At 68.7% G+C, this 20,658-nt stretch carries 16 protein-coding genes; 7 read left to right on the forward strand and 9 right to left on the reverse strand.

Annotated elements, in window-relative coordinates; translation table 11 throughout:
- Positions 1–6: 6 nt before the first annotated feature.
- From ABT392_RS20025 to ABT392_RS20055, 7 genes are all read right to left on the reverse strand, one after another.
- The gene (locus ABT392_RS20025; protein WP_395384782.1) at positions 7–1,593 is read right to left on the reverse strand and encodes an aldehyde dehydrogenase (NADP(+)); all 1,587 of its coding nucleotides are present in this window, start codon (positions 1,591–1,593) and stop codon (positions 7–9) included.
- An 18-nt stretch (positions 1,594–1,611) separates the two neighbouring features.
- Positions 1,612–3,369, reverse strand: coding sequence for an IlvD/Edd family dehydratase (locus tag ABT392_RS20030; RefSeq protein WP_395384781.1), 1,758 nt, complete (start codon positions 3,367–3,369; stop codon positions 1,612–1,614).
- 105 nt (positions 3,370–3,474) lie between these two features.
- Positions 3,475–4,425, reverse strand: coding sequence for a glycoside hydrolase family 43 protein (locus ABT392_RS20035; protein WP_334277859.1), 951 nt, complete (start codon positions 4,423–4,425; stop codon positions 3,475–3,477).
- 221 nt (positions 4,426–4,646) lie between these two features.
- Positions 4,647–7,271, reverse strand: coding sequence for a TonB-dependent receptor (locus ABT392_RS20040; protein ID WP_464970853.1), 2,625 nt, complete (start codon positions 7,269–7,271; stop codon positions 4,647–4,649).
- A 206-nt stretch (positions 7,272–7,477) separates the two neighbouring features.
- Positions 7,478–7,711 carry a DUF2805 domain-containing protein gene (locus tag ABT392_RS20045; protein WP_334277857.1) on the reverse strand — a complete coding sequence of 78 codons (234 nt, stop codon included), beginning with the start codon at positions 7,709–7,711 and terminating at the stop codon, positions 7,478–7,480.
- 16 nt (positions 7,712–7,727) lie between these two features.
- Positions 7,728–8,963 (reverse strand): AGE family epimerase/isomerase, encoded by a 1,236-nt coding sequence (locus ABT392_RS20050; RefSeq protein ID WP_334277856.1) that lies wholly within the window; start codon positions 8,961–8,963, stop codon positions 7,728–7,730.
- Positions 8,956–9,504 (reverse strand): adenine phosphoribosyltransferase, encoded by a 549-nt coding sequence (locus ABT392_RS20055; RefSeq protein ID WP_334277855.1) that lies wholly within the window; start codon positions 9,502–9,504, stop codon positions 8,956–8,958. Before ABT392_RS20055 ends, ABT392_RS20050 begins: the two co-directional genes overlap by 8 nt.
- Before the next feature lie 63 nt (positions 9,505–9,567).
- Between ABT392_RS20055 and ABT392_RS20060 the strand changes: the two genes are divergently transcribed.
- Positions 9,568–10,059, forward strand: a complete 492-nt coding sequence (locus ABT392_RS20060) for a hypothetical protein (protein WP_334277854.1) — start codon at positions 9,568–9,570, stop codon at positions 10,057–10,059.
- A complete protein-coding gene (locus tag ABT392_RS20065; protein WP_334277853.1) occupies positions 10,056–11,063 on the forward strand; it encodes a Gfo/Idh/MocA family protein in 1,008 nt (335 codons plus the stop codon). The genes ABT392_RS20060 and ABT392_RS20065 overlap by 4 nt, the downstream gene beginning before the upstream one ends.
- 13 nt (positions 11,064–11,076) lie before the next feature.
- On the opposite strand, the gene ABT392_RS20070 is transcribed toward ABT392_RS20065, so the two are convergent.
- Entirely contained in the window at positions 11,077–13,701 is a 2,625-nt protein-coding gene (locus ABT392_RS20070; RefSeq protein WP_334277851.1) for a protein kinase domain-containing protein, read from the reverse strand.
- A 58-nt stretch (positions 13,702–13,759) separates the two neighbouring features.
- Positions 13,760–14,926, reverse strand: coding sequence for a hypothetical protein (locus ABT392_RS20075; RefSeq protein ID WP_395384780.1), 1,167 nt, complete (start codon positions 14,924–14,926; stop codon positions 13,760–13,762).
- Positions 14,927–15,394: 468 nt separating this feature from the next.
- On the opposite strand from ABT392_RS20075, the gene ABT392_RS20080 reads away from it, so the two are divergent.
- The 5 genes from ABT392_RS20080 (at position 15,395) to ABT392_RS20100 (ending at position 20,256) form a co-directional block, all read left to right on the forward strand.
- Complete coding sequence (locus ABT392_RS20080) at positions 15,395–16,000, forward strand: ECF-type sigma factor (protein ID WP_334277849.1); 606 nt, start codon at positions 15,395–15,397, stop codon at positions 15,998–16,000.
- Between the two features lie 37 nt (positions 16,001–16,037).
- Positions 16,038–17,057, forward strand: coding sequence for a DUF2157 domain-containing protein (locus ABT392_RS20085; RefSeq protein WP_395384779.1), 1,020 nt, complete (start codon positions 16,038–16,040; stop codon positions 17,055–17,057).
- Complete coding sequence (locus ABT392_RS20090) at positions 17,054–18,673, forward strand: GDYXXLXY domain-containing protein (protein ID WP_395384778.1); 1,620 nt, start codon at positions 17,054–17,056, stop codon at positions 18,671–18,673. The genes ABT392_RS20085 and ABT392_RS20090 overlap by 4 nt, the downstream gene beginning before the upstream one ends.
- A gap of 63 nt (positions 18,674–18,736) precedes the next feature.
- Positions 18,737–19,255, forward strand: a complete 519-nt coding sequence (locus ABT392_RS20095; protein WP_334277846.1) for an RNA polymerase sigma factor — start codon at positions 18,737–18,739, stop codon at positions 19,253–19,255.
- Positions 19,255–20,256 (forward strand): FecR family protein, encoded by a 1,002-nt coding sequence (locus ABT392_RS20100; protein WP_395384777.1) that lies wholly within the window; start codon positions 19,255–19,257, stop codon positions 20,254–20,256. The genes ABT392_RS20095 and ABT392_RS20100 overlap by 1 nt, the downstream gene beginning before the upstream one ends.
- Positions 20,257–20,658: the final 402 nt, after the last annotated feature.

Raw genomic sequence — 20,658 nt, forward strand, 5'->3', positions numbered from 1 at the left:
GTCTTCTTAGTTGCGTGTGAGCAGGCCGTCGCGGCGCCGCCAGACGCCGCGCTCGTTCGGCTCGCGCAGCACCTCGGGCAGCAGGGCGCGCGGCAGGTTCTGGTACGACACCGGGCGCAGGAAGCGCTGGATCGCGGCGGTGCCCACCGAGCTGCTGCGGCCGTCCGAGGTGGCCGGGAAGGGGCCGCCGTGGACCATGGCGGTGGACACCTCGACGCCGGTCGGGAAGCCATTGGCGAGGATGCGGCCGACCTTGCGCTCCAGCGCCGGCAAGAGGCGGCGCGCGGCGGCGAGGTCGCTCTCGCTGTCTTCCTGCAATTGCAGCGTGGCGGTGAGCTGCCCCTCGAGGTGCTCGATCACCTGCAGCAACTGATCAAGGTCGTGGCAGGCGACCAGCAGCGAGGCTGGGCCGAAGACCTCGTTGGAGAGCACATGGTTCGCCAGGAAGGACTCGCCCGTGGTGACGAAGAGGCCGGGCGCGCCCTTGCAGCCCGAGGACTCGCCGCGCAACAGTGAAGTGACGGCAGGCTGCGAAGCCAGCTCCTCCTCGGCGCGCTGGTAGGCGCGGGCGATGCCGGCGGTCAGCATCGTGCCGGCGGGCAGCGGCTTCAATGCCTCGGCAGCCGCCGCAGCGAAAGCATCGAAATCCTTGCCTGCCAGGCCCAGCACCAGGCCCGGGTTGGTGCAGAACTGGCCCACGCCAATCGTCAGCGAGGCGGCAAAGCCCGCTGCGATCTCGGCACCGCGCGCGGCCAGGGCACCGGGCAGGAGCACGACCGGGTTGATGCTGCTCATCTCCGCGTAGACCGGAATCGGTTGCGGGCGCGAGGCGGCCGCCGCCATCAGCGCCAGGCCACCGCTGCGCGAGCCGGTGAAGCCCACCGCTTGAATCGCCGGATGCTTGACCAGGGTCTCGCCGATGCCGTGGCCACTGCCGCTGAGCAGGCCAAACGTGCCGGGATGCAGCTCGCAGCGGCGCACCGCCTCGACCACCGCACGGCCCACCAGCTCCGACGTGCCGGGGTGCGCCGAATGCGCCTTGACGACGACCGGGCAACCCGCTGCCAGCGCGGCGGCGGTATCGCCACCTGCCACCGAGAACGCCAGCGGGAAATTGCTTGCACCGAACACCGCCACCGCCCCCACGCCGATGAAGCGCAGCCGCAAGTCAGGCCGCGGTGGCTGGCGCTGCGGCAAGGCGCTGTCGATGCGCGCGTCCTGCCACGATCCTTCGCGCAGCAGCTCGGCGAACAGCTTCAGCTGATTGACGGTGCGGCCACGCTCGCCTTCGAGGCGGGCGCGCGGCAGGCCGCTCTCAGCCATGGCGCGCACGATCAGCTCGTCGCCCAATGCCAGGATCTGCGCAGCGATCTGTTCGAGGAAGTCGGCTCGCTGATCGTCGGTCGTTGCACGGAATGAATCAAACGCTTCGCCGGCCAGGGCGCAGGCTTCGGCCACTTGCGCTGGGCTGACCGCGCGGAACTCCGGCTCGATCGCCTGTTCCAGATTCGGGTCGAAAGCCTTGTAGGTTGCGCCTGCGCCGGTAACGGCCACGCCGCCGATCAGGGCTTCGCCCTGGATGCTGTTGCTCACTGGGGAATCCTCAGGAATTCAATGGGAGTGGCGCGGCACGGCCGAGCCGCGCTTGCCGCGCAGGAAGTCGAAGTCGCAGCCTTCATCGGCCTGCAAGACATGCTTCACGTAGAGCTGGCGGTAGCCGCTGGCGTCCATAGCGTCGACGGTCTGAATGGCTTGCCACTCGGCCAGGCGGCGCTCCATCTCGGCATCGCTGATGTCCAGGTGCAGGCGATTGGCGGCGCAGTCGAGCTCGATCCAGTCGCCGTCCTGCACCACGGCCAGCGGGCCGCCGGCACGCGCTTCCGGCGCCACATGCAGGACCACGGTGCCGTAGGCCGTGCCGCTCATGCGGGCGTCGGAAATGCGCACCATGTCCTTGACGCCGGCCGCCAGCAGCTTCGGGGGCAGGCCCATGTTCCCGACCTCGGCCATGCCGGGGTAGCCCTTGGGGCCGCAGTTCTTCATCACCAGCACCGAGTTGGCATCGACGTCCAGATCAGGGTCGCCGATGCGTGCCTTGTAGTGATCGAAGTCTTCGAACACCACGGCCCGGCCACGGTGCTTCATCAGCGCGGGCGTGGCCGCCGAAGGCTTGAGCACGGCGCCACGCGGCGCGAGGTTGCCGCGAAGGATGCAGATGCCGCCGTCCTCGATCAGTGGCTTGTCGATGGTGCGTATCACCTCGTCGTCGTAAATCGGTGCGTCATGGCAGTTCTGCCACAGCGTCTTGCCATTGACGGTCAGTGCATCCTTGTGGACGAGCAGGTCGTTCTCGCCCAGGCGGCGTATCACCGCCGGCAGGCCGCCGGCGTAATAGAACTCTTCCATCAGGAAGCGGCCCGAGGGCAGCAGGTCGACGAGCGTGGGCGTGCCGCGGCCGATGCGGGTCCAGTCTTCCAGCTCCAGGTCCACGCCGATGCGGCCGGCAATGGCCTTCAGGTGGATCACGGCGTTCGTCGAGCCGCCGATCGCCGCGTTGACGCGGATCGCGTTCTCGAAAGCCTGCTTGGTCAGCACCTTGGAAAGCGTGAGCTGCTCCCAGACCATCTCGACGATGCGCATGCCGGACAAGTGAGCCAGCACATAGCGGCGCGAATCCACCGCAGGAATCGCCGCGTTGTGCGGCAGCGAGGTGCCCAGCGCCTCGGCCATGCAGGCCATCGTTGACGCCGTGCCCATGGTGTTGCAGGTGCCGGCCGACCGCGAATGGCCGGCCTCGGCGGCCATGAAGTCATGCATGGAGATCTCGCCAGCCTTGACCTGCTCGTGCAGCTGCCAGACGACCGTGCCCGAGCCGATGTTCTTGCCCTTGAGCTTGCCGTTGAGCATGGGCCCGCCGGTGACGACGATGGCGGGCACGTCCACGCTGGCCGCGCCCATCAGCAGCGCGGGCGTGGTCTTGTCGCAGCCGACCAGCAGCACCACCGCGTCCATCGGGTTGCCGCGGATCGACTCTTCCACGTCCATGCTCGCGAGGTTGCGGGTCAGCATGGCCGAGGGCCGCAGGTTGGATTCGCCGTTGGAGAACACCGGGAACTCTACGGGCAAGCCGCCCGCTTCGATGATGCCGCGCCGCACATGCTCGGCGAGCTTCCTGAAATGCGCGTTGCAGGGGGTCAGCTCGGACCAGGTGTTGCAGATGCCGATGACCGGCTTGCCCTGGAACTCATGGTCCGGGATGCCCTGGTTCTTCATCCAGCTGCGGTACATGAAGCCGTTCTTGTCCTGCGTGCCGAACCACTCGGCGGAGCGCAGCTTGACCTGGCGCTTCTTCTCGTCACTGATTGTCATGGGGTGAGTGCTCTCGTGATGCCTTCGGGCCATGCTAGGCAGGCTCGGAATTGCAATCCAATCAATTCCTGGCGGCGCTCGATACCGATATCGACATACCGATCGTCAGTCGCACAAAGAGGGGCGTCCGAACAGCGGCATGCCGTCTTCGCTCCAGCGCATGGGCTTGATGAAGGTGTGCCTGTCCGGGTTCCAGAGCGGGTCGCCTTCGATCTCGGTGTAGGTGCGGGCGTGATAGACCAGCAGCACTTCTTCTTCACTGGCACCGGTGGTGAAGCTGTTGTGGCCGGGGCCGTAGATGCCGTGCTCGTAGCAGGTGCTCATCACCGGCCTTGGCGACTTGTGCCAGCGCTTCGGGTCGAGCAGGTCGGCTTCCTCATCGGCCCACAGCAAGCCCATCGCGTAGTTCTCGTCCGTCGCGCTGGCCGAGTAGCTGATGAAGACCTTGCCGTGGCTTTGCAAGACCGACGGCCCTTCGTTGACCAGGAAGCCGCGGCATTCCCAATCGAACTCCGGCTTGCTCAACATCACCGGCGGGCCGGCCAGCTGCCAGGGCGTCTTCATCGGAGCGATGTAGAGGTTGGAGTTGCCTGCGATGGCCGTGTCCTTCTGTGCCCACAGGTAGTAGAGCCGGCCGCGGTGCGTGAAGGTGGTGGCATCGAGGCAGAAGCTGTCGATGCCGGTATCGACCTGGCCGAGGAATTCCCATCGGCCGGTCAATGGATCTGGGTCGCTGCAGTGGATGGCATACATGCGGTGCTGGAACAGGTCGCTCTTGATCGCACGCGTCGGCGCCGCTGCGAAGTAGACGTACCAGGCGCCTTCGTTGAAGTGCAGCTCGGGTGCCCAGATCAGTTCGGAACAGGGGCCGGTGTCGGGCTTGCGCCAGACATCGAACAGCGGCGCGTCAACCAGGCCTTCGATGGTCGACGCGCGACGCAGCTCGATGCGGTCGTACTGCGGCACCGAGGCGGTCATGTAGTAGTGGCCATCCGCGTGGCGTGAGATGTGCGGGTCGGCGCGCTGCAGGATCAGCGGCTTCAGCAGGTGGGTCATGGCTTCGCGGGGATTGCTCGAAGATCAGGCCGGCGGCGGGGGACTGAGCCCGGACACAAACAGTCCTGAGGACTGGTTGTGCCTGGCGAAGGGATGGGCCTCTGGCCCAGCCACGAGCGCAGGAGAGCACCCAGGCGGCCTGATCTCCGCGAGATCTTGAAGAAAAAGGGCGTTGCCAGCTTCAGCACGGCAACGCCCGGTTCGCTGGACCCGTCAGGTCCTTACATCTTCCAGCGCAGCGAGATGCCGTAGGTGCGGTCGTAGTAGCGCACGTCGCGGACCATCGCCGGGTTCTTGTCGAAGTAGTCGTGATAGGCCTGGTTCAGCAAGTTCGTGACATCCAGCGAGATGGTCAGGTGCTTGTTGAACGTGTAGCCGGCCGATGCATCGAGCGTGGACAGCGGTGCGACCCAGAGTTCACGGCCGGTGGTGCGGTACGGGTACTCGGCCAGGAACTTGGAGCGCCAGTTGTAGGCCAGGCGGCCGTAGACGTCGTTCTTCTCGTACAGCGCCACCAGGTTGATGGCTCGCTTGGACTGACCGAGGAAGTCGCTCTCCAGACCGCTCTTGTTGATCTGCTTGCCGCTCATGTAGGTGAAGTTGGCTTCCAGCCCCAAGCCGCTGAAGACGCCCGGCAGCCAGTCGTAGAACTGGCGGTAGCTCAGCTCGTAGCCACCGAGGTTGGCCTTGTTCAGATTGATCGGCTGGCTGGTGTTGTAGCGAACGCCATTGATCGTCGTTTCACCGGCATCGATGACCACGCGGTTCTTGAACTTGTGCTCGAAGACGGTGGCCGTCAGGGAGCCGGTGCGGGCGAAGTAGTACTCCAGCGCCACGTCGATGTTCTTGGACTCGGTCGGCTTCAGGTTCGGATTGCCACCGGAGGCGGTACCGAAGGTCACGCCACCGCCCGGCGGCGTGTAGGTGACGCCCGGGTTGTAGTCGACGAAGTTAGGGCGCTCGATGGCCTTGCCCAGGACCAGGCGGCCGATCAGCTTCGGGCTGAACTCTGCCTTCAGCGCCAGGCTGGGCAGGGCATCGGTGCGCGAGGTGTCCACGTCCACCGGCGTGATCACGTTGGTGGCGGCGTTGCGCGAGTTGCCCATCAGGTGCTGCTGCGTGCGCACCAGGCGCAGGCCGGCCACGCCGCTGACCGGCACGCCGCCCGCGTTGAAGCCGAACTTGGTCTTGCCGTAGACGGCGCTGGTCTTCTCCTCGTCGTCGAACAAGGTCATCGGGTCGTAGGCGGTCAGCGCCGTGCTGCCGGTCAGCATCTTGCGGAAGGCCTCGCCGTTGTCGAGCAGCCATTCGCGGTCGGCGTACACATACTGCTTGACGCCGAAGTCGCCCCAGGTGGCCGGCGACACCGAGTAGATACCGGGGAAGTTCAACACCAACTGGCCCACGGCCGAGAAGCTGGTCGTCCAGGGCATGCTGGTGTTGACGGCCATGGCGTGGCGCTTGGCCAGGCGCACGCCGGTGCTGAATTCCTTGAAGAAGCTGTTGCCGGCCATGTCGTAGACCGCGTCGGCGCGCCAGTCGGTCGAGTCGCCACTGCGCTCGCCGCGCACGTCCACGCCGCCGTTGACACGGAAGTTCGTGGCCTTGGTCAGGTCCAGCGTCGGATAGTCGATGTAGCCGCCGCCGTCCTGCACCTTGCCGATGGTGTTGGTCGGTGCGTAGCCGGTGTCGAGGATGCGGTTGACCCAGTCGATGCGGCTCTTGGTGTGCGCGAGCTCGCTGCTCACGCGCAGGCGGTCGGTGGCGTCCCAGTGGCCGCCGAGCGCGAACTGCTTGTTCGAGGCTTCGTCGTGCTTGGCTTGCGTTGAGGTGAAGCCCCAGCCCGGGTAGTTGGTGTTGGTGACCGTGTCGAGGTTGTTCGTGCCCGGCTTGGTGGTGACCACCGACGTAGGCTCGAAGACCGGGATGCCTGCCACCAGGAACGACTGCTGGAAGCGATGGTCGATCTTGGTGGCGAAGCCTTCCAGGAAGAACTCCATGTCGGCGTTCGGCTTCCACTGCAGGGCCAGGTTGCCGGCCAGGCGCTTGCGGTCGCCGAGGTCGAGCACGCGGCCCATGGCGTCGGCACCGAGGATGCTCTTGCCGCCGTGGTTGAAGGTCACCGGGTCGCCGACCCAGGCGCGTTCATCGTGGTAAGTGCCCTTCTGGTAGGACAGACCCACCAGCGCGCCGAACTCGCCCTGCTCGGTCTTCCAGCGGTTCGAGGCCATGCCGCTCAGGTCGGGGTTGTCGGCCTTGGCCTTGTCGCGGTGCTCCATGCGGCCATTGATGACCACCTGCGAGTCCTTGAAGTCGAACGGCCGGTTGGTGCGCACATCGATCACGCCGGCGGTGCCGCCCTCCGGCAGGTCGGCGCCCTGGGTCTTGTAGACATCCAGGCGCTGCAGCATGGTGGCCGGCACGTCGGCCAGGTAGAGGCTGCGGCCGGAATCGGAGAAGAACTCGCGGCCGTTCAAGAGCGTCACGATGCCACCCAGGCCGCGCACGATCACGCTGCCGGCTTCGCCGTTGCCGCGCTGGATCTGCACGCCGGTGACACGGCCGAGGATCTCGGCCACGTTCTTGTCGGGGAACTTGCCGATGTCGTCGGCGACGATGGAGTCGACCACCTGGTCGGACTTCATCTTGATGAGCTGCGCGCTCTCGGCCGACTTGCGGGCGCCGGTGATGGTCACGCCTTCGAGCTGCTGGGGCTCGGCGGGCTTGGCTTCCTGGGCGCTGGCGGCGATCGCGAGTCCCAAGGTCATCGCTGCGGCCACAGTGCTGCGCAGCACAAGCACCTGGTTTCCAGCCGCGCGGGGCGGCTGCATGGCTGTCTTCTTCATCTTGTCTCCTGGATCGTTTTTGGGGGCAGTCCGACTGGCAAGCGGGCTGTACCGACCGAGCAGGTCGAGGCAGCGCTTGTTCTTGTTCGGAGCGGATGCTAGGCACCCCCTCGATCCAGGGCTAATCACATTTTTGGCTCTCTCGATGCTGGTTTTTGCATCGGAGACCCGGGCTTACCCCGATGACTCCGGGGCTGGCAGCTGGCTCAGCGCCCGTGCGGAAAGGTCGACTTCACCGTGGCTGCCTTGACGCTCTTGCCCTGGGCAGCCCAGGTCTTGTAGGCGGTGGGCGTGAGCTCGCGCTTCATCAGCGCCACCAGCTCGCCCTGGCCGATGCCATGCTCGACGAACACCCGTTGGTAGGGCGGACGATCGGCAAAAGCGGTCTTGATGATGCTCTTGATCTGTTCGGGGCTGAGGCGGGGAATCTGTTTGGCCATGGCGTGATTGTCCTCTCTAGACCACGCTGCCGGCGGCCCGCAGCGCTTCCATGTGCATGCCCAGCATGTGGTACGGCTCGGGCTGCACGTTGTCGCAGCCGCTGCGCCGGCACAGGCCGGGCCGCCAGCCGCCGTGCTCCTTGTCGATCAACTCGTTCTGCACCAGCGCCAGCGTCTGCTCGTAGCGGCGCCACAACTCATTGCGGCCGCTCGCGCTGGCGGCTGCGATCAAGGCGCGCGTGCACTCGGCCTGCTGCCACCAGCCCTTGTGCTTCCAGGGCGGCGCGTCGGGGTAGACCTGATTGATCGCGCCGCCGTCGATCTCGTCATAGCCTTCCAGCAGGGCGAACTGCAGCAGCCGGTCGCCCACCGCAGCATGGAGCGGTGCCACGTCCAGCGCCGTGGAGCGCAGGAGCAGATGGCTCCATTCGAACTGGTGGCCGATGTCGGTGTAGCCGCCCGCCTGCTTGGTCGGCAACGCTTGCCACTGGGCGTCGTACCACTCGGGAATGTAGGCCGAACCATCCGGCCGGCCCTGCATCAGCCGGTTGATGACGAAGTCCCCCAGCCGCCGCGCAGCCTGGCGAACCGCTGCATCGCCCGTCGCATCGAGCAGGGCCAGCTGGGCCTCGAACAGATGCATCAGCGGGTTCTGGCTGCGCGCGCCGGGCTGGCCGGGCATGAAGTTGCGCGCCGTCTGGCCGCGGAAGCCGCCGGCCGGGTCCGCCAGGCCGGCCTCGATCTGCTGCCAGGCTTGCAGCGCCGCCTGGCGCCATTTCGCGTCCTGCGTGATGCGGGCGAGGTGGGCCAGCGAAAACAGCGCGAAGGCATGGCCATAGCAGCGCTTGGCATCGCTCAAGACCTTGCCCTCGGGCGACAGCACAAGGAAGAAGCCGCCATGGACCGGGTCGGCAAAACGCTGCAGCAGGTACTCGCCACCTTTCAGGGCCGCTTGCAGGAAGCGCCGGTCCTGGCTCAGTTCGTAGCCGACGACCATCGCGTAGATCATCCGCCCCTGAAGCGTCACTTCCAGGTTCTGGTCGGCCTTGGGCTGCCAGTCGCGGCCGAAGTTGATGTGAAAGCTGCCGTCGGGTCGCGGCGCGTGGGCGAGCCATGGGGCCAGCAGGCTCTCCAGGGCAGCCTGGCGGTGCCAGGCACTGTCGATCTGGCGCTCGGTCTTGCTGCGCGAGTCGCATGCCGCCAGCGGTGATGAGGCCAGCACAAGCAGCAGCTGGCGCCTCAGCCTATTCATCGAGGGCGTATTCCAGCAGCGCGAACACCGGCAGGCCGGCCTCGCGCAGCTGCTGCGAGCCGCGCAGCGCCGGCAGGTCGATCACCGCGGCGCATTCCAGCAGCTCGGCACCCAGGCGCTGCAAGAGGCGGGCGCCGGCGCCCATGGTGCCGCCGCTGGCGATCAGGTCGTCTACCAGCACCACGCGCTGGCCCGGCCGCAGAGCGTCGACATGCGCTTCCACGGTGGCGCTGCCGTACTCGAGCAGATAGCTTTCCTCGATGCATTCATGGGGCAGCTTGCCCTTCTTGCGGATCGGCATGAAGCCGACGCCCAGCCGGTAGGCCAGCGCCGCGCCGATGATGAAACCGCGCGCCTCCAGGCCGGCGATCAGCTCGGGCCGCATGGCCTCGTAGCGCGCGGCCAGCGCGTCGATCATCAGCTTGAAGGCCGCCGGCTCGGCCAGCAGCGGTGTGATGTCGCGGAACTGCACGCCCGGCACCGGCCAGTCGGGCACGGTGCGGATATGGCGGCGCAGCTCGGTGAGGATGTCGGCAGACATGGCGGCGATCTTACGGTGACAATGCGCTCGCCGCGCTGCGGCTGCAACAAGGAGGCCTTCATCATGACGCAAAGAATCCATCACCGGCTCGTCGCCCTGGGTACCGTCGCCGCGCTGCTGCTGGCGCCCGGCGTGGGCCGCGCCGAGTCCTGCTACCAGGTCAGTGATGCCGACGGCAGGTTCGCCAATGTGGACCCCCAGCTGGGCTTCCCCGCGGAGGTGGAAGCGAGCTATGTGGAGGCGATGAACAAGAGCATGCGCACCCGGGCCCGCTGCTACAAGAAGGCGCTTGAACGCGATACCGACCGCAGCAAGGAGCGGCAGGTGGTCCAGTTCGGCATCGCCGTCAATGCCGATGGCTCGGTGGGCCGGGTGTCGGTGCTCAAGTCCGACTTCAACGACGGCATGCTGTTGGCCTGCCTGGGTGAAATGGTCTGCGGCTTCAAGCTGCAGGCCAGCGGCAAGGAACAGAAGGTGGTGCGTGCCTTCAACTTCGGCGTCAACAACCGCCGCCCCGACAAGCTCGACGACTTCCGCGACGCGCGCAAGCTGTGAGCGAGGCCGCTTTCCGCTGGGCGGTGATCGGCCCGGGCCGCATCGCCAACCGTTTTGCGCAGGCGGTGCAAGGCCTGCCCGAGGCGCGCATCAGCCGCATCCATGCGCGCGACGCGGCCAAGGCGACGGCCTTTGCCGAGCGCTGGGCGCCAGCCGCCGTGGCCAGCAGCTCGCTGGATGAATTGCTGGCCGATCCGGCGGTCGACGCGGTCTATATCGCCACGCCGCATGCCCAGCACGGCGAGGCCATTCGCGCCTGCCTGCTGGCCGGCAAGCCGGTGCTCTGCGAAAAGCCGCTGGTGCCCAGCCTTGCAGTGGCTGAACCCCTGCTGGCGCTGGCCAGGGAGCGCGGCGTCTTCCTGATGGAAGCGCTGTGGACCCGCTTCCTGCCCGCCTACGAGCAACTGGCCCAGTGGCTGCGCGATGGCGCCATCGGCGAGCTGCGCGGCATCCAGTCGAGCTTCTGCTTTTCGGCGCCCTACGACCCGAGCACGCGGCTGTTCGACCCCCACCTGGCGGGGGGCTCGCTGCTGGACATCGGCATCTACAACCTGGCCGCCACTCGCTTCATCCTTGAGATGGCGCTGGGTGTCTGCCCGGAGCCTGATCGCATCGAGGCCAATGCCCGCCTCGCGCCGACGGGCGTCGACCAGCAGCTCAGTGCCAGTCTTCATTTCGGCGACCTGGTCTCGCAATTCATCTGCAGCTTCGATGCGGTGTCGCCCAATGCCCTGCACATTCTCGGCACGCGCGGTCGCATCAGCCTGCCGCAGAGCTTCTCGCAGGCCACCGCATTGGAGCTGCAGCGCGGTGCGGAGCCGCCGCTGCGCGTGGAGGCGCCGTTCCGCATCAATGGCTTCGAGGGCGAGATCAGCGAGACGATGGCCTGCGTCCGCGCCGGCCTGGTCGAAAGCCCGCGCATGCCGCACGCCGAGAGCCGCGCGCTGCTCAGCTGGATGGACAGGATCCGCGCCCAGGTCGGCGTGCGTTACCCGTTTGAGTGAGCGTCTGGTGCGCTCAGCTTTCGCCGGCCAGCTCGCGGCACTTTTGCTGCCAGCTGGCGTAGTGCGGCGGAACCGGCCCCTTGCGCCAGAGGGCCAGGGCCTCCTGGGCGCTGCTGCGTGCTGCTGCCGCTTCGCCGAGCGCCGCATGCGCAGCCGCCTGTTCGCCCAGCAGCAGGGCCAGGATCCAGCGGCGGCTGGCGTTGTCGGGGCTGTCGTGCGTGCCGCGCATCAGGGCTTGGGCTTCGCGGGCCCAGGCCAGTGCCTGGGCGGGTTGCAGGCTTGAGCGTGCCAGCCACAACAGGCCTTCGGCGCGCCAGCGAGCCAGGTAGAAGTCTTCGCCCTTGCTGGGCGGCAGGGCCAGCGCGGCCTGTTGCAGGCCGGCGCGGCTGGCGGCATCGGGCTTGAGCTGCCAGGCGGCGCGTGCGCTGCCATAGCGCAGCAGCAGCAGGTCACGGCCGGCCGACTTGTTGGCGGCATCGCGCGCCTGCTCGGCCTGCAGCAGGGCGATGCCTTCGTTGAAGACCTGCAGGGCCTCGGCCGGCTTGTCGCGCTCCAGCAGCACCCGCGCCGCCACCGAGCGGCTCATGGCCCGCTGGTAGCGGTAGTTGGCGTTCTCCGGCGCCGCCTTGACCGCCGCATCGCGCAGCGCCAGCATCTGGCGGCTGTTGTCTTCGGCTTCTTCCAGGCGGCCGGCAAGCAGCGCCCAGTTGGCCAGTTGAAGCCGGGACCAGGCGGCCTGGTGGGCCCATTCGGGGTCGGCCGGCAGCTTCTGGCGCAGACGATCGAACATCTCGGCCGAGCGCTGCAGCAGCGGCCCGGCCGCAGCGATTTCGCCCAGCTGCGGCATCGCCGGGCTGCCACCCAGCAAGCCGCCGATGCGGCCGGTGACTGTGGCCAGGTGGGACAGGCTCAGTGGATCGTCCGGCGCCAGATGCATGGCTCTCTCGTCGAGCTGGCGCGCCTGCTCCAGCGCCGAGACCGCCAGCTGCAGCTGGCCGCTGCGCAAGGCCAGCATGGCACGGCCCTGCCACATCTCGCCGGCTGTTTGCAGCGCGGCGGCGTCGCGGGCGCTGGCATCGAGATAGAGCGGCTGCAGCGCCAGCGCCTTGACGATGTTCTGCTCGGCCGCCTGCAGCTGCTCCTGGCTGGGCGAGAAGCCGTCGCCCTGCAGGGCGGCTATGCGCGAATAGCTCTCGGCCAGTTCGCGTGCCAATCCGGGGTCGCGTGCCAGCTCCGGGCCCAGCTCGCCGGCCAGGCCGTCGAGCCAGCCCAGGGCGTCTTTCAGGAGCGCCTCGCGCGTGGCCAGCGCGCCGGGCAGTTGCGCGATCTGATCGTGGTAGCTGAACACCAGCTTGTTGGACAGCTGGCGCAGCTGGGCAAAGCGCCGCTCGGCCTGCGCCCGCGCGGCCTGCGCTTCATGCATTTGCCACAGCGTGCCAGCCAGGCCACCCACCAGTGCCAGCAGCGCCAGGGCACTCAGGCCCACGCCGAGCCGGTTGCGCTGCACGAAGCGCTCGAGCAGATAGGCCGGGCTGGCCGGACGCGCGCTGACGGGATAACCGCGCAAATGAGCGCGTATGTCGGCCGTCAGGGCATCGACGGTGGCGTAACGCCGGGCCGGGTCTTTCTCCAGCGTCTTCAGCAGGATGTTGTCGAGATCGCCGCGCAGTCGGCGGCGTCGCGCCGGCCAGGCGGGGTCGCCCACCTGGCCCGGTGAGAGCGAACTCGGCCGCGTGGGCTGTTCGTTGAGCACCGAATCCGCCGCTTCGCGCGGCGTGGCGGCATGGCGGCCATAGGGCCTGATGCCGGTGAGCAGCTGGTAGAGCAGCACGCCCAGCGAGTAGATGTCGGTGGCGGTGCTGACCGGCTCGCCGCGCACCTGCTCGGGGCTTGCGTAGGTGGGTGTGTAGGGGCGGTCGCCCTGCTGGGTCTGGCCGGCGTCTTGCGCATCGCCTTCCAGCGGGTCCAGCGCCTTGGCGATGCCGAAGTCCAGCAGCTTGACCTGCCCGGAGGCCGTGACGAGCACATTGCCCGGCTTCAGGTCGCGATGGACGAGCAGGTGGCGGTGGGCATGCGAGACGGCATCGGTCAGTTGCAGGAAGAGCTCCAGGCGCTGCTCCAGCGAGCGGGCTTCGCAGGCCTTGTCTATGGCCTGGCCCTCGACCTTCTCCATCACGAAGTAGGGCAGGCCTTGCGGGCTCAGGCCGGCGTCGAACAGGCGGCCGATATTGGGATGATCCAGTCGCGCCAGCGCCTGGCGCTCCTGGGCAAAGCGGCGCAGCACGGCGGCCGAATCCATGCCGCGCTTGAGCAGCTTGACCGCAGCCTCGCCCTCGTAGGCGCCGTCGGCGCGGCGCGCCCGCCAGACCTCGCCCATGCCGCCGCTGCCCAGCAGATCGATCAGCAGCCAGGGCCCCAGGCGCTGACCGGTCAGGCCGGCGGCCGAGGCCGGCGCGGCCAGGAAGTCGGGGTCGTCGCTGTTGCCACCGGTGCTGTGGGACAGCAGCGACAGCAGCTCGGCCTGCAGCTCCGCCGAGGCGCCGCAGCTGCGCACCCAGGCCTCCCGCTCGGCGGCGGGCAGGGCCAGGGCGGCGTCGTACAGCTGCTTGAGCTCGGTCCAGTCGGCAGAGGGTGTCATGGCCACAGTGTCAGAGCACCGAGGCCGGCCCGGCAAGCCCTGACCCCCGAAATCGGCCTCACCGCGCGGCCTTCGTGACCGCGATCAATTCCTGCGTCGTGGTCACCGCGCCGGTGGGCGCCGGCAGCGTGCTGACCGTGACGCTCTTGGGCAGCATGTAGGGCACCGCATTGGTGGTCCACAGCGTCACCTGGGTCGGGAACACGAAGCTGGATTGCAGGGTCGGCAGCATGACGGACAGCAGGGGGCTGCTGGCCGCCGGGCCTTGCACCTGCAGGTCCTTCAGCACGAAGTCGACGCGGAACTTGCAGCTGTTGGCGAAGCTGCCTGCGGGCACCGTGACCGACTCGTTGGCGTCGCGGTTGATCGTGAATTCGTACTTGATCACCAGGGCCGTGGCGCCGCCGAGCGAGGCAAAGCCGTCGGTGACGCTCTTGCCGGTGACGGTCGCGGTCACGCTGATCTTGCCGCTGCTGCCGGCCACGATGCCGGCATTGGCCAGGCGTTGCTGCCAGTCGGCCGGCTCGTAGGTGGTGATGGTGTCGCTGGCACCTGCGGTCGCCGTGTCCTGGCCCAGCGCCGCGCCGGTGCTCGGGTCGAGATAGAGCGTGGCCAGACCGGTGGAGGCCACGGTCGCGCCGGTCACGGTCAGTGTGCCGACGACGGCGGCCTGGCCCTTGTACGTGCCGTTCGTGAAGTCGTACTTGACCGTGTAGGGCGCGCTGCCGGCGCTGCTGCTGGTCTGGCGGTAGGTGACCGAGTCGCCGGCCTTGGCGATCAGAGGCGCGCATTCGCTGCCGCTGCCTGCCGGCGCGGGAGACGGAGCCGGTGCGGGTGACGGTGCGGGTGCAGGCGTGGGTGCCGGGGCGGCAGTCTTTGGCGTGGTGCTCTGCATGTAGCGGCCGGTGCTGTTCGCCGATCCGAGATCGGTACCCGACATGTAGAGCCCGCTGAAGGCCGGGGCGAAGAAGTCGACGTGGCGGTCCTTGTCGATCATGGCCACCACGCCGATGGCGTTGCCTGAGGCATCCGTGTTCTGGCAGACCTTGGCCACGACCGCGCTGGCGGCGCTGGCGCCGGCCAGGCCAGCGTTTGGCGTGTAACTCAGCACGCCGCCTGACAGCACCAGGCTGGCGCCGCCCAGCTCGCTGCCGCCGCTGTCGAAGACCTTGGCGGCATAGCTGCCTTCATGGACGGCCAGGGCGGACAGGGTCAGCTCCTTCATCGTGCCGCAGCTGGCGGTGCTGGCCGGGGCGGGCGCCGGAGCCGGCGTGGGAGCAGGCGCGGGCGCCGGGCTGGGTGCGGGAGCCGGTGTTGGCGCCGGGGCCGGGGCTGGGGCTGGGGCCGGGGCCGGGGCTGGGGCTGGGGCTGGGGCTGGCGTGGGCGCAGGTGCGGGGGCAGGGGCCGGCGTGGGAGCGGGTGCTGGCGCCGGCGTGGGTGCCGGGGCCGGAGCCGGGCTTGGCGCAGGCACCGGATCTGGCACGGGGTCGCCACCGCCGCAGGCGCTCAACACGGAACTGCCGATTAGGATGGCCAACCGGGCCAGGTGCTGAGGAGCAGGGGCGTTGCGCTTGATCATGGTGCGGGCCTTTCGGTGCATGGGACGATGGCTGACAGGGACTGCTGTTTGTTTACGCAGCCCAAACCGGCGCCAAGGCTCACGGCCGGCAACCTTGAATTAGGGGGGGAACGCATGACGGTGGACGAACAGCAGCCGGCGCCGGACCTGGCAGCGCTGACCCAATGGCTCAGCGACCAGCCGGCCGATGCCGCGGGTGTGGGCGACCAGCTGTTTGCCTTGCTGTATGACGAGCTGCGTCGCCTCGCGCGCTCGCACCTGCGCCACGAGCTCGGCGCGCATACCTTCTCGCCGACGGTGCTTTCGCACGAGGCCTGGTTCCGCCTGGCCGAGCAGAGCCGCACGCAGTGGCGCAATCGCAGCCACTTCCTGGCCGTGGCCTCGCTGATGATGCGGCGCATCCTGGTCAACCATGAACTGGCGCGGCGGGCCGACAAGCGCGCCGCCGAGCTGGTGCCCCTGACGCTCTCCGGCCTGGAGCACCTGGCCCTGCCGCCGGACCGCGACCTGGTCGCGGTGCATGAGGCCTTGCTGGCGTTGGAGCAGGTCGATCCGCGCGCCGCCAAGGTGGTCGAGCTGCGCTTCTTCGGCGGGCTGGAGAACGAGGAGATCGCCGAAGCGCTGGCCATCTCGCTGGCCACGGTGAAGCGCGACTGGAGCCTGGCTCGCGCCTGGCTGCACCGCGAGCTGGGTGGATCGCCCGGCGGCGGCGCGCAGTAGTCTGGTTACCATCGCCCCAGCATTCTGGGGAGCTTGCATGAGTCTGCATGAGCAGCTGTACCGCTGGACGGCCGAGCAGGGCCTGGACCGGCCACGGGCGCAGCGCCTGTGGTTCCTGAGCGGGCTCGGCCAGCCGCCGGGCGATGTGCTGCAGCGTCTGCGGCTGGGTGCGGCCGGTCTGGCGGCCGGCCTGCTGGGCCTGGGCGTGATGATGTGGGTTGCCGCGAACTGGGCCGAGCTGCCGCGCAGTGCGCGCTTCGCCCTCCTGCAGCTGCTGCTGGCCACCAGCCTGATGGCGGCGTGGGCGCGCCCGGCCTGGCGCGGCGCGCTGGGCCTGCTGGCCTTGCTGAGCCTGGGTGGCCTGCTGGCGCTGTTCGGCCAGACCTACCCCACCGGCGCCGACGCCTGGCAGCTTTTCGCGCTGTGGTCGGCCCTGGCACTGCCGCTTTGCTGGGGCGCGCGCAGCGAGCTGGTCTGGACGCCGTGGGTGCTGGTCGTCGTCACGGCCATCAGCCTCTGGGTGCATGCCCACGCCGGCTTCCGTTGGGACTTTGAGACCGGAACCCTGGGTGTTCACGCCTGCGGCTTTGCTGCCCTTGTCCTGCTGTGCGTGGCCATGGCGCTCAAGCCGGCCAGCGAGCAAGCGGAGCCCTGGGCCTGGCGCGCCGCGGTGCTGCTGGGCGTGACCGCGCTCTCGGCCACATCCCTGGGCGGCTTGTTTGCCAGCCGTGTGCAGCCGCAGTTCTGGCTGGGCCTGCTGGTGCTGGCGGGCGGGCTGGCCGCGGCCTGGCAGTGGCGCGAGGTCTATGCACTCAGCGCTCAGGCCCTCGCCCTGGACACCTTGCTGGTGTGCGGCCTGGCCCGGCTGCTGCTGGTGGGCCAGCGAGGCGAGCCCATCGGCACCATGCTGGTCCTGGGCCTGGTCGCAGCCGCCCTGCTGACGGCCAGCGTGCAGCTGATATTGCGCCGCATGCGGGGGCCCGAGGGGTCGGGCGAGCCGTCCGATCCTGTCGACCCTGCCGGTGCTGCAACGGCAGCGCAGGAGCGCCAGCGATGAGCGCCGTGAATTTGCCGGCCTGGCTCGAACAGGCGCAGCAACAGGGTCTTGTCCCCGCTGGTGCCAGCCGCCCCGAAGCGGCACGCCCGTGGCCGGTGCAGCTGCTCACGGCGCTGGGCGCCTGGCTGTCTGCCGTGCCCTTGCTGATCTTCCTGGCCCTGCTGTTCGGTCGCCTGTGGGAGCACGGGCCGACAGCCTATGTGCTCGGCCTGGCCCTGGTCGTCGGGTCGGCGAACCTGCTGCGGGGTCGCAGCACCGCGTTCTTCCTGGAGCAGCTGGCCCTGCCGCTGCTGCTGGTCGGCCTTTGCAGCCTGGGCTTCGCGCTGGGTCGCGACCTGCCTTTCCGCCTGGCGCTGGTGGCCGGCCTGGCGATCTGCGCGGGCCTGGTGCTGGCCTTGCCGCGCCACTGGCTGCGGCTGCTGCTGGGCATGGCTGCGGTGTTCATGTGCATCGGCCTGCTGCCGGGTGCGAGCTGGTCTCGCGGCGCCATGCTGCCGCTGTGGTGGGCCGTGTATCTGGCCCTGGCGGCCTGGGCGCTGGCGCAGTCGCTGGTCCATCACGGAGGCCAGCGGGCCGAGGGTGCCGCGCTGGCAGCGCTGCTGGAGCCGGTGCTGCGGGGCTGGGCGATGGGGCTGCTGCTGGCGCTGGTCTGGCTGTCCGGCCCCAGCTTCATGGCGGCTGGTGTGCTGGGGTCAGGTCTTGCGCGGGAGTTGAACGCGCCGGTCGAATCGGGTCTCTCGCCCATGCTCTGGCGCGTGCCGGCAGCGTTGTCGGTGCTCGCCAGCGCCTGGGCCTTTGCTGCCTTGCTGAAAGCCTGGCCGGTCCTGCGCCTGCCCAGGCTCTTGCTGCCGGGCCTGCTGGGGGTCGCGCTGTGCTGGTGGCTGCCGGCGCTGGGGGGCTGCCTGCTGCTGCTGAGCCTGGCGCTGGTGCGCCGCCGTCGTGTGCTGGCGCTCAGCGCGGCGGCCGCGGCCCTGTGGGTGCTGGGCAGCTTCTACTACCGGCTGGACCTGCCGCTGAGCGACAAGGCCCTGGTGCTGGTGGTGGCCGGTGCGCTGCTGGGCGCGTGGCTGTGGCTGACCCGGCAAGGCGATCCTGCGCCGCAGCCGGCCATCGCGCCGGCCCGTGCCTCGGCGCGCTGGGCTTTGCCGGCTTGCGCGCTGCTGAGCCTCTGCGTGGTCAATGGCCTGATCTGGCAGAAGGAGCAGCTGATCGCCGAGGGCCGGGCCGTCTATGTGAAGCTGGCGCCGCTCGATCCTCGCTCGCTGATCCAGGGCGATTACATGCGGCTCAACTACGCGCTGCCGCCGATACCCCCGGTGGCGGAGCTGGCCCTGCCGTGGCAGCCGCGACCGCGCATTGCCGGCCGGCTGGATGAGCGCGGCGTGCTGGTCGAGCCGCGCCTGCTGCGCGCCGGCGAGCCGGCCGGGCCGGGCCAGCTGCTGCTGGAGCTCAGCCCTGTCAATGGGCGCTGGACCCTGGTCAGCGATGCCTGGTACTTCCAGGAAGGCCAGGAGCCCAAGTTCCGGGCGGCGAGCCATGGCGAGTTCCGGGTGCTGCCCGATGGGCGCGCGCTGCTCGTGGGCCTGGTCGGCCCGGACCTGCGGCGCGTGCCGTGATGTGCGAGCCACAGCGGCTTGCAATTTTGCAAGGCCCGGCCGCTCGCATATAGTCGCCGCCCCATGAGCCTCCTCGACATCTACCGCGCGCGCCGCCGGGCACTGGAGCGCTATGTCCAGCGCCTGCTGGGCAATGCGGACGAGGCGGCCGAGGTCTCGCAGGAGGCCTTTCTGCGCGTCTACGCGGCCGAGCTGGGCGACCAGACGCCGGTCAGCGAGGCCTTGCTCTACACGGTGGCGCGCAACCTGGCGCTGAGTGAATTGCGCAAGCGCACCTCGCGGGCCACCGACGCTGTGGGGGATTGGGACGACTTGCGCGTTGAAGACACGGGGCCCAGCGTGGAAACGCTGTTGCAGAACCGCCAGCGGGTGGCGGCCGTGGAGGCCGCCATGGAACGCATGGCGCCCAAATGCCTGGAGGTGTTCCGCCTGCGCAAGATCGACAATCTCTCGCATGCCGAGATCGCCAGCCAGCTGGGGATCTCGACCAAGACTGTGGAACGCCACATCACCCGCGCGCTGGAGCTGTGCCATGAGGCAATGGCTGAACACGATGGTCTGCAACGCAAGGAAGTACGCTGATGCAAGCCAAGGTGCTTGATTTCGAACGAGGTGGCGGCGCCAGCGCCGCCGAGGAAGCGCGTCGCTGGGTCGCGCGCATCGACGCGGGCGACCTGAGCGCCACCGAGCGCCAGCAGTTGAAAGACTGGCTGGCCGAAGACAGCAGCCATGCACGCCTGCTCGACGAGCACGCCCTGATCTGGGCGGCCGCCAGCCAGGCGAGCTTTGCACCGGCCTCGGCCCGGCCTGCCGCTCGCCGCAGCTCGCAACGTCCATGGGTGTGGGGTGGTGCCGCTGCCACCGGCCTGGCGCTGGCCCTGTGCCTGATGGTCTTGCGACCCTGGCAAGCGGACGACGACACGAATTTCGCCGCCTCGCACAGCACGGCCGTGGGTCAGCAGCATGTGGTGCTGCTGCCCGACGGCTCGCGCACCGAGCTCAATGCAGCCTCGTCCTTGGGCGTGGCCTATGGTGGCCAGCGTCGGCGCGTGGTGCTGGAGCGCGGCGTTGGCCTGTTCGACGTGGCCAAGGACAAGCACCGCCCCTTCGAGGTGCTGGTGGGCAATACCGTGGTGCGCGCCGTGGGCACGCGCTTCCTGGTGCAGAAGCATCGCGATGGCAGCGTCGAGGTGACCGTCTACGAAGGCGTGGTCGAGCTGCGCAAGGCCGATGCACCCGAAAGCAAGGGCGAGCAGCCCTTGCGTTTGGGCATCGGCCAGGTGGCGCTGGACCAGGCGCAGCAGACATTGCTGTCCACCGCCAAGCCGGGCGAGCTCGAGCGCAAGCTGGCCTGGCAGCAGGGCCGCATCGTCTTTGACGACTCAAGCCTGGCCGCTGCGCTCGAAGAAGTGAATCGCTACAGCAGCGAGCCCATCGAGCTGACCGACTCGGCGCTGCAGCAGATGCGCATCTCGGGCGCTTTCGCCACCACCGACGTGGCCGTGTTCCTGCGCAGCCTGGAGCAGGGCTTCGGCCTGAAGGTGCGCCAGCACCAGGGGCGCTGGCTGATCAGCCGGGGTTGAAACTCAGACTCAGCTGCGCAAGTCTTTGTCGACTGACCGCCAGGGCTTGCTTGAGGTTCATCGCCGAACTTCGGGGTGCGTCTCTTAACGGCACTTAGCAGCCACACGCTGGTTCCTTCTTTCGCGCTGCCGAGGCCATCGGGTGAGGGCTTGAGCTCCTGTCCCCCGGACCGGGCTTCGCCCGATCCTCCTCCTTTACCTCGCCCAAACCCTCACCCGACGCCCTCGGCCGAACCTGCGCCTGCCACCCGGCGCAGGCCACGGTGGTGCGGAGCAGGACGGCAGTGGGTGCCCCGCAGCGAGGTAAAGGAGGAGGCGCCGGCCGCAGGCCGGTGACGGGGGACAGGAGCGAAGGGGTGCCCGCTGGCGGCCTGATCTTCGACGTACCTTCGAGGAAGAAGG

Origin of the sequence: Paucibacter sp. JuS9 (assembly GCF_044043925.2) — a bacterium.
GTDB lineage: Bacteria > Pseudomonadota > Gammaproteobacteria > Burkholderiales > Burkholderiaceae_C > JAUASW01.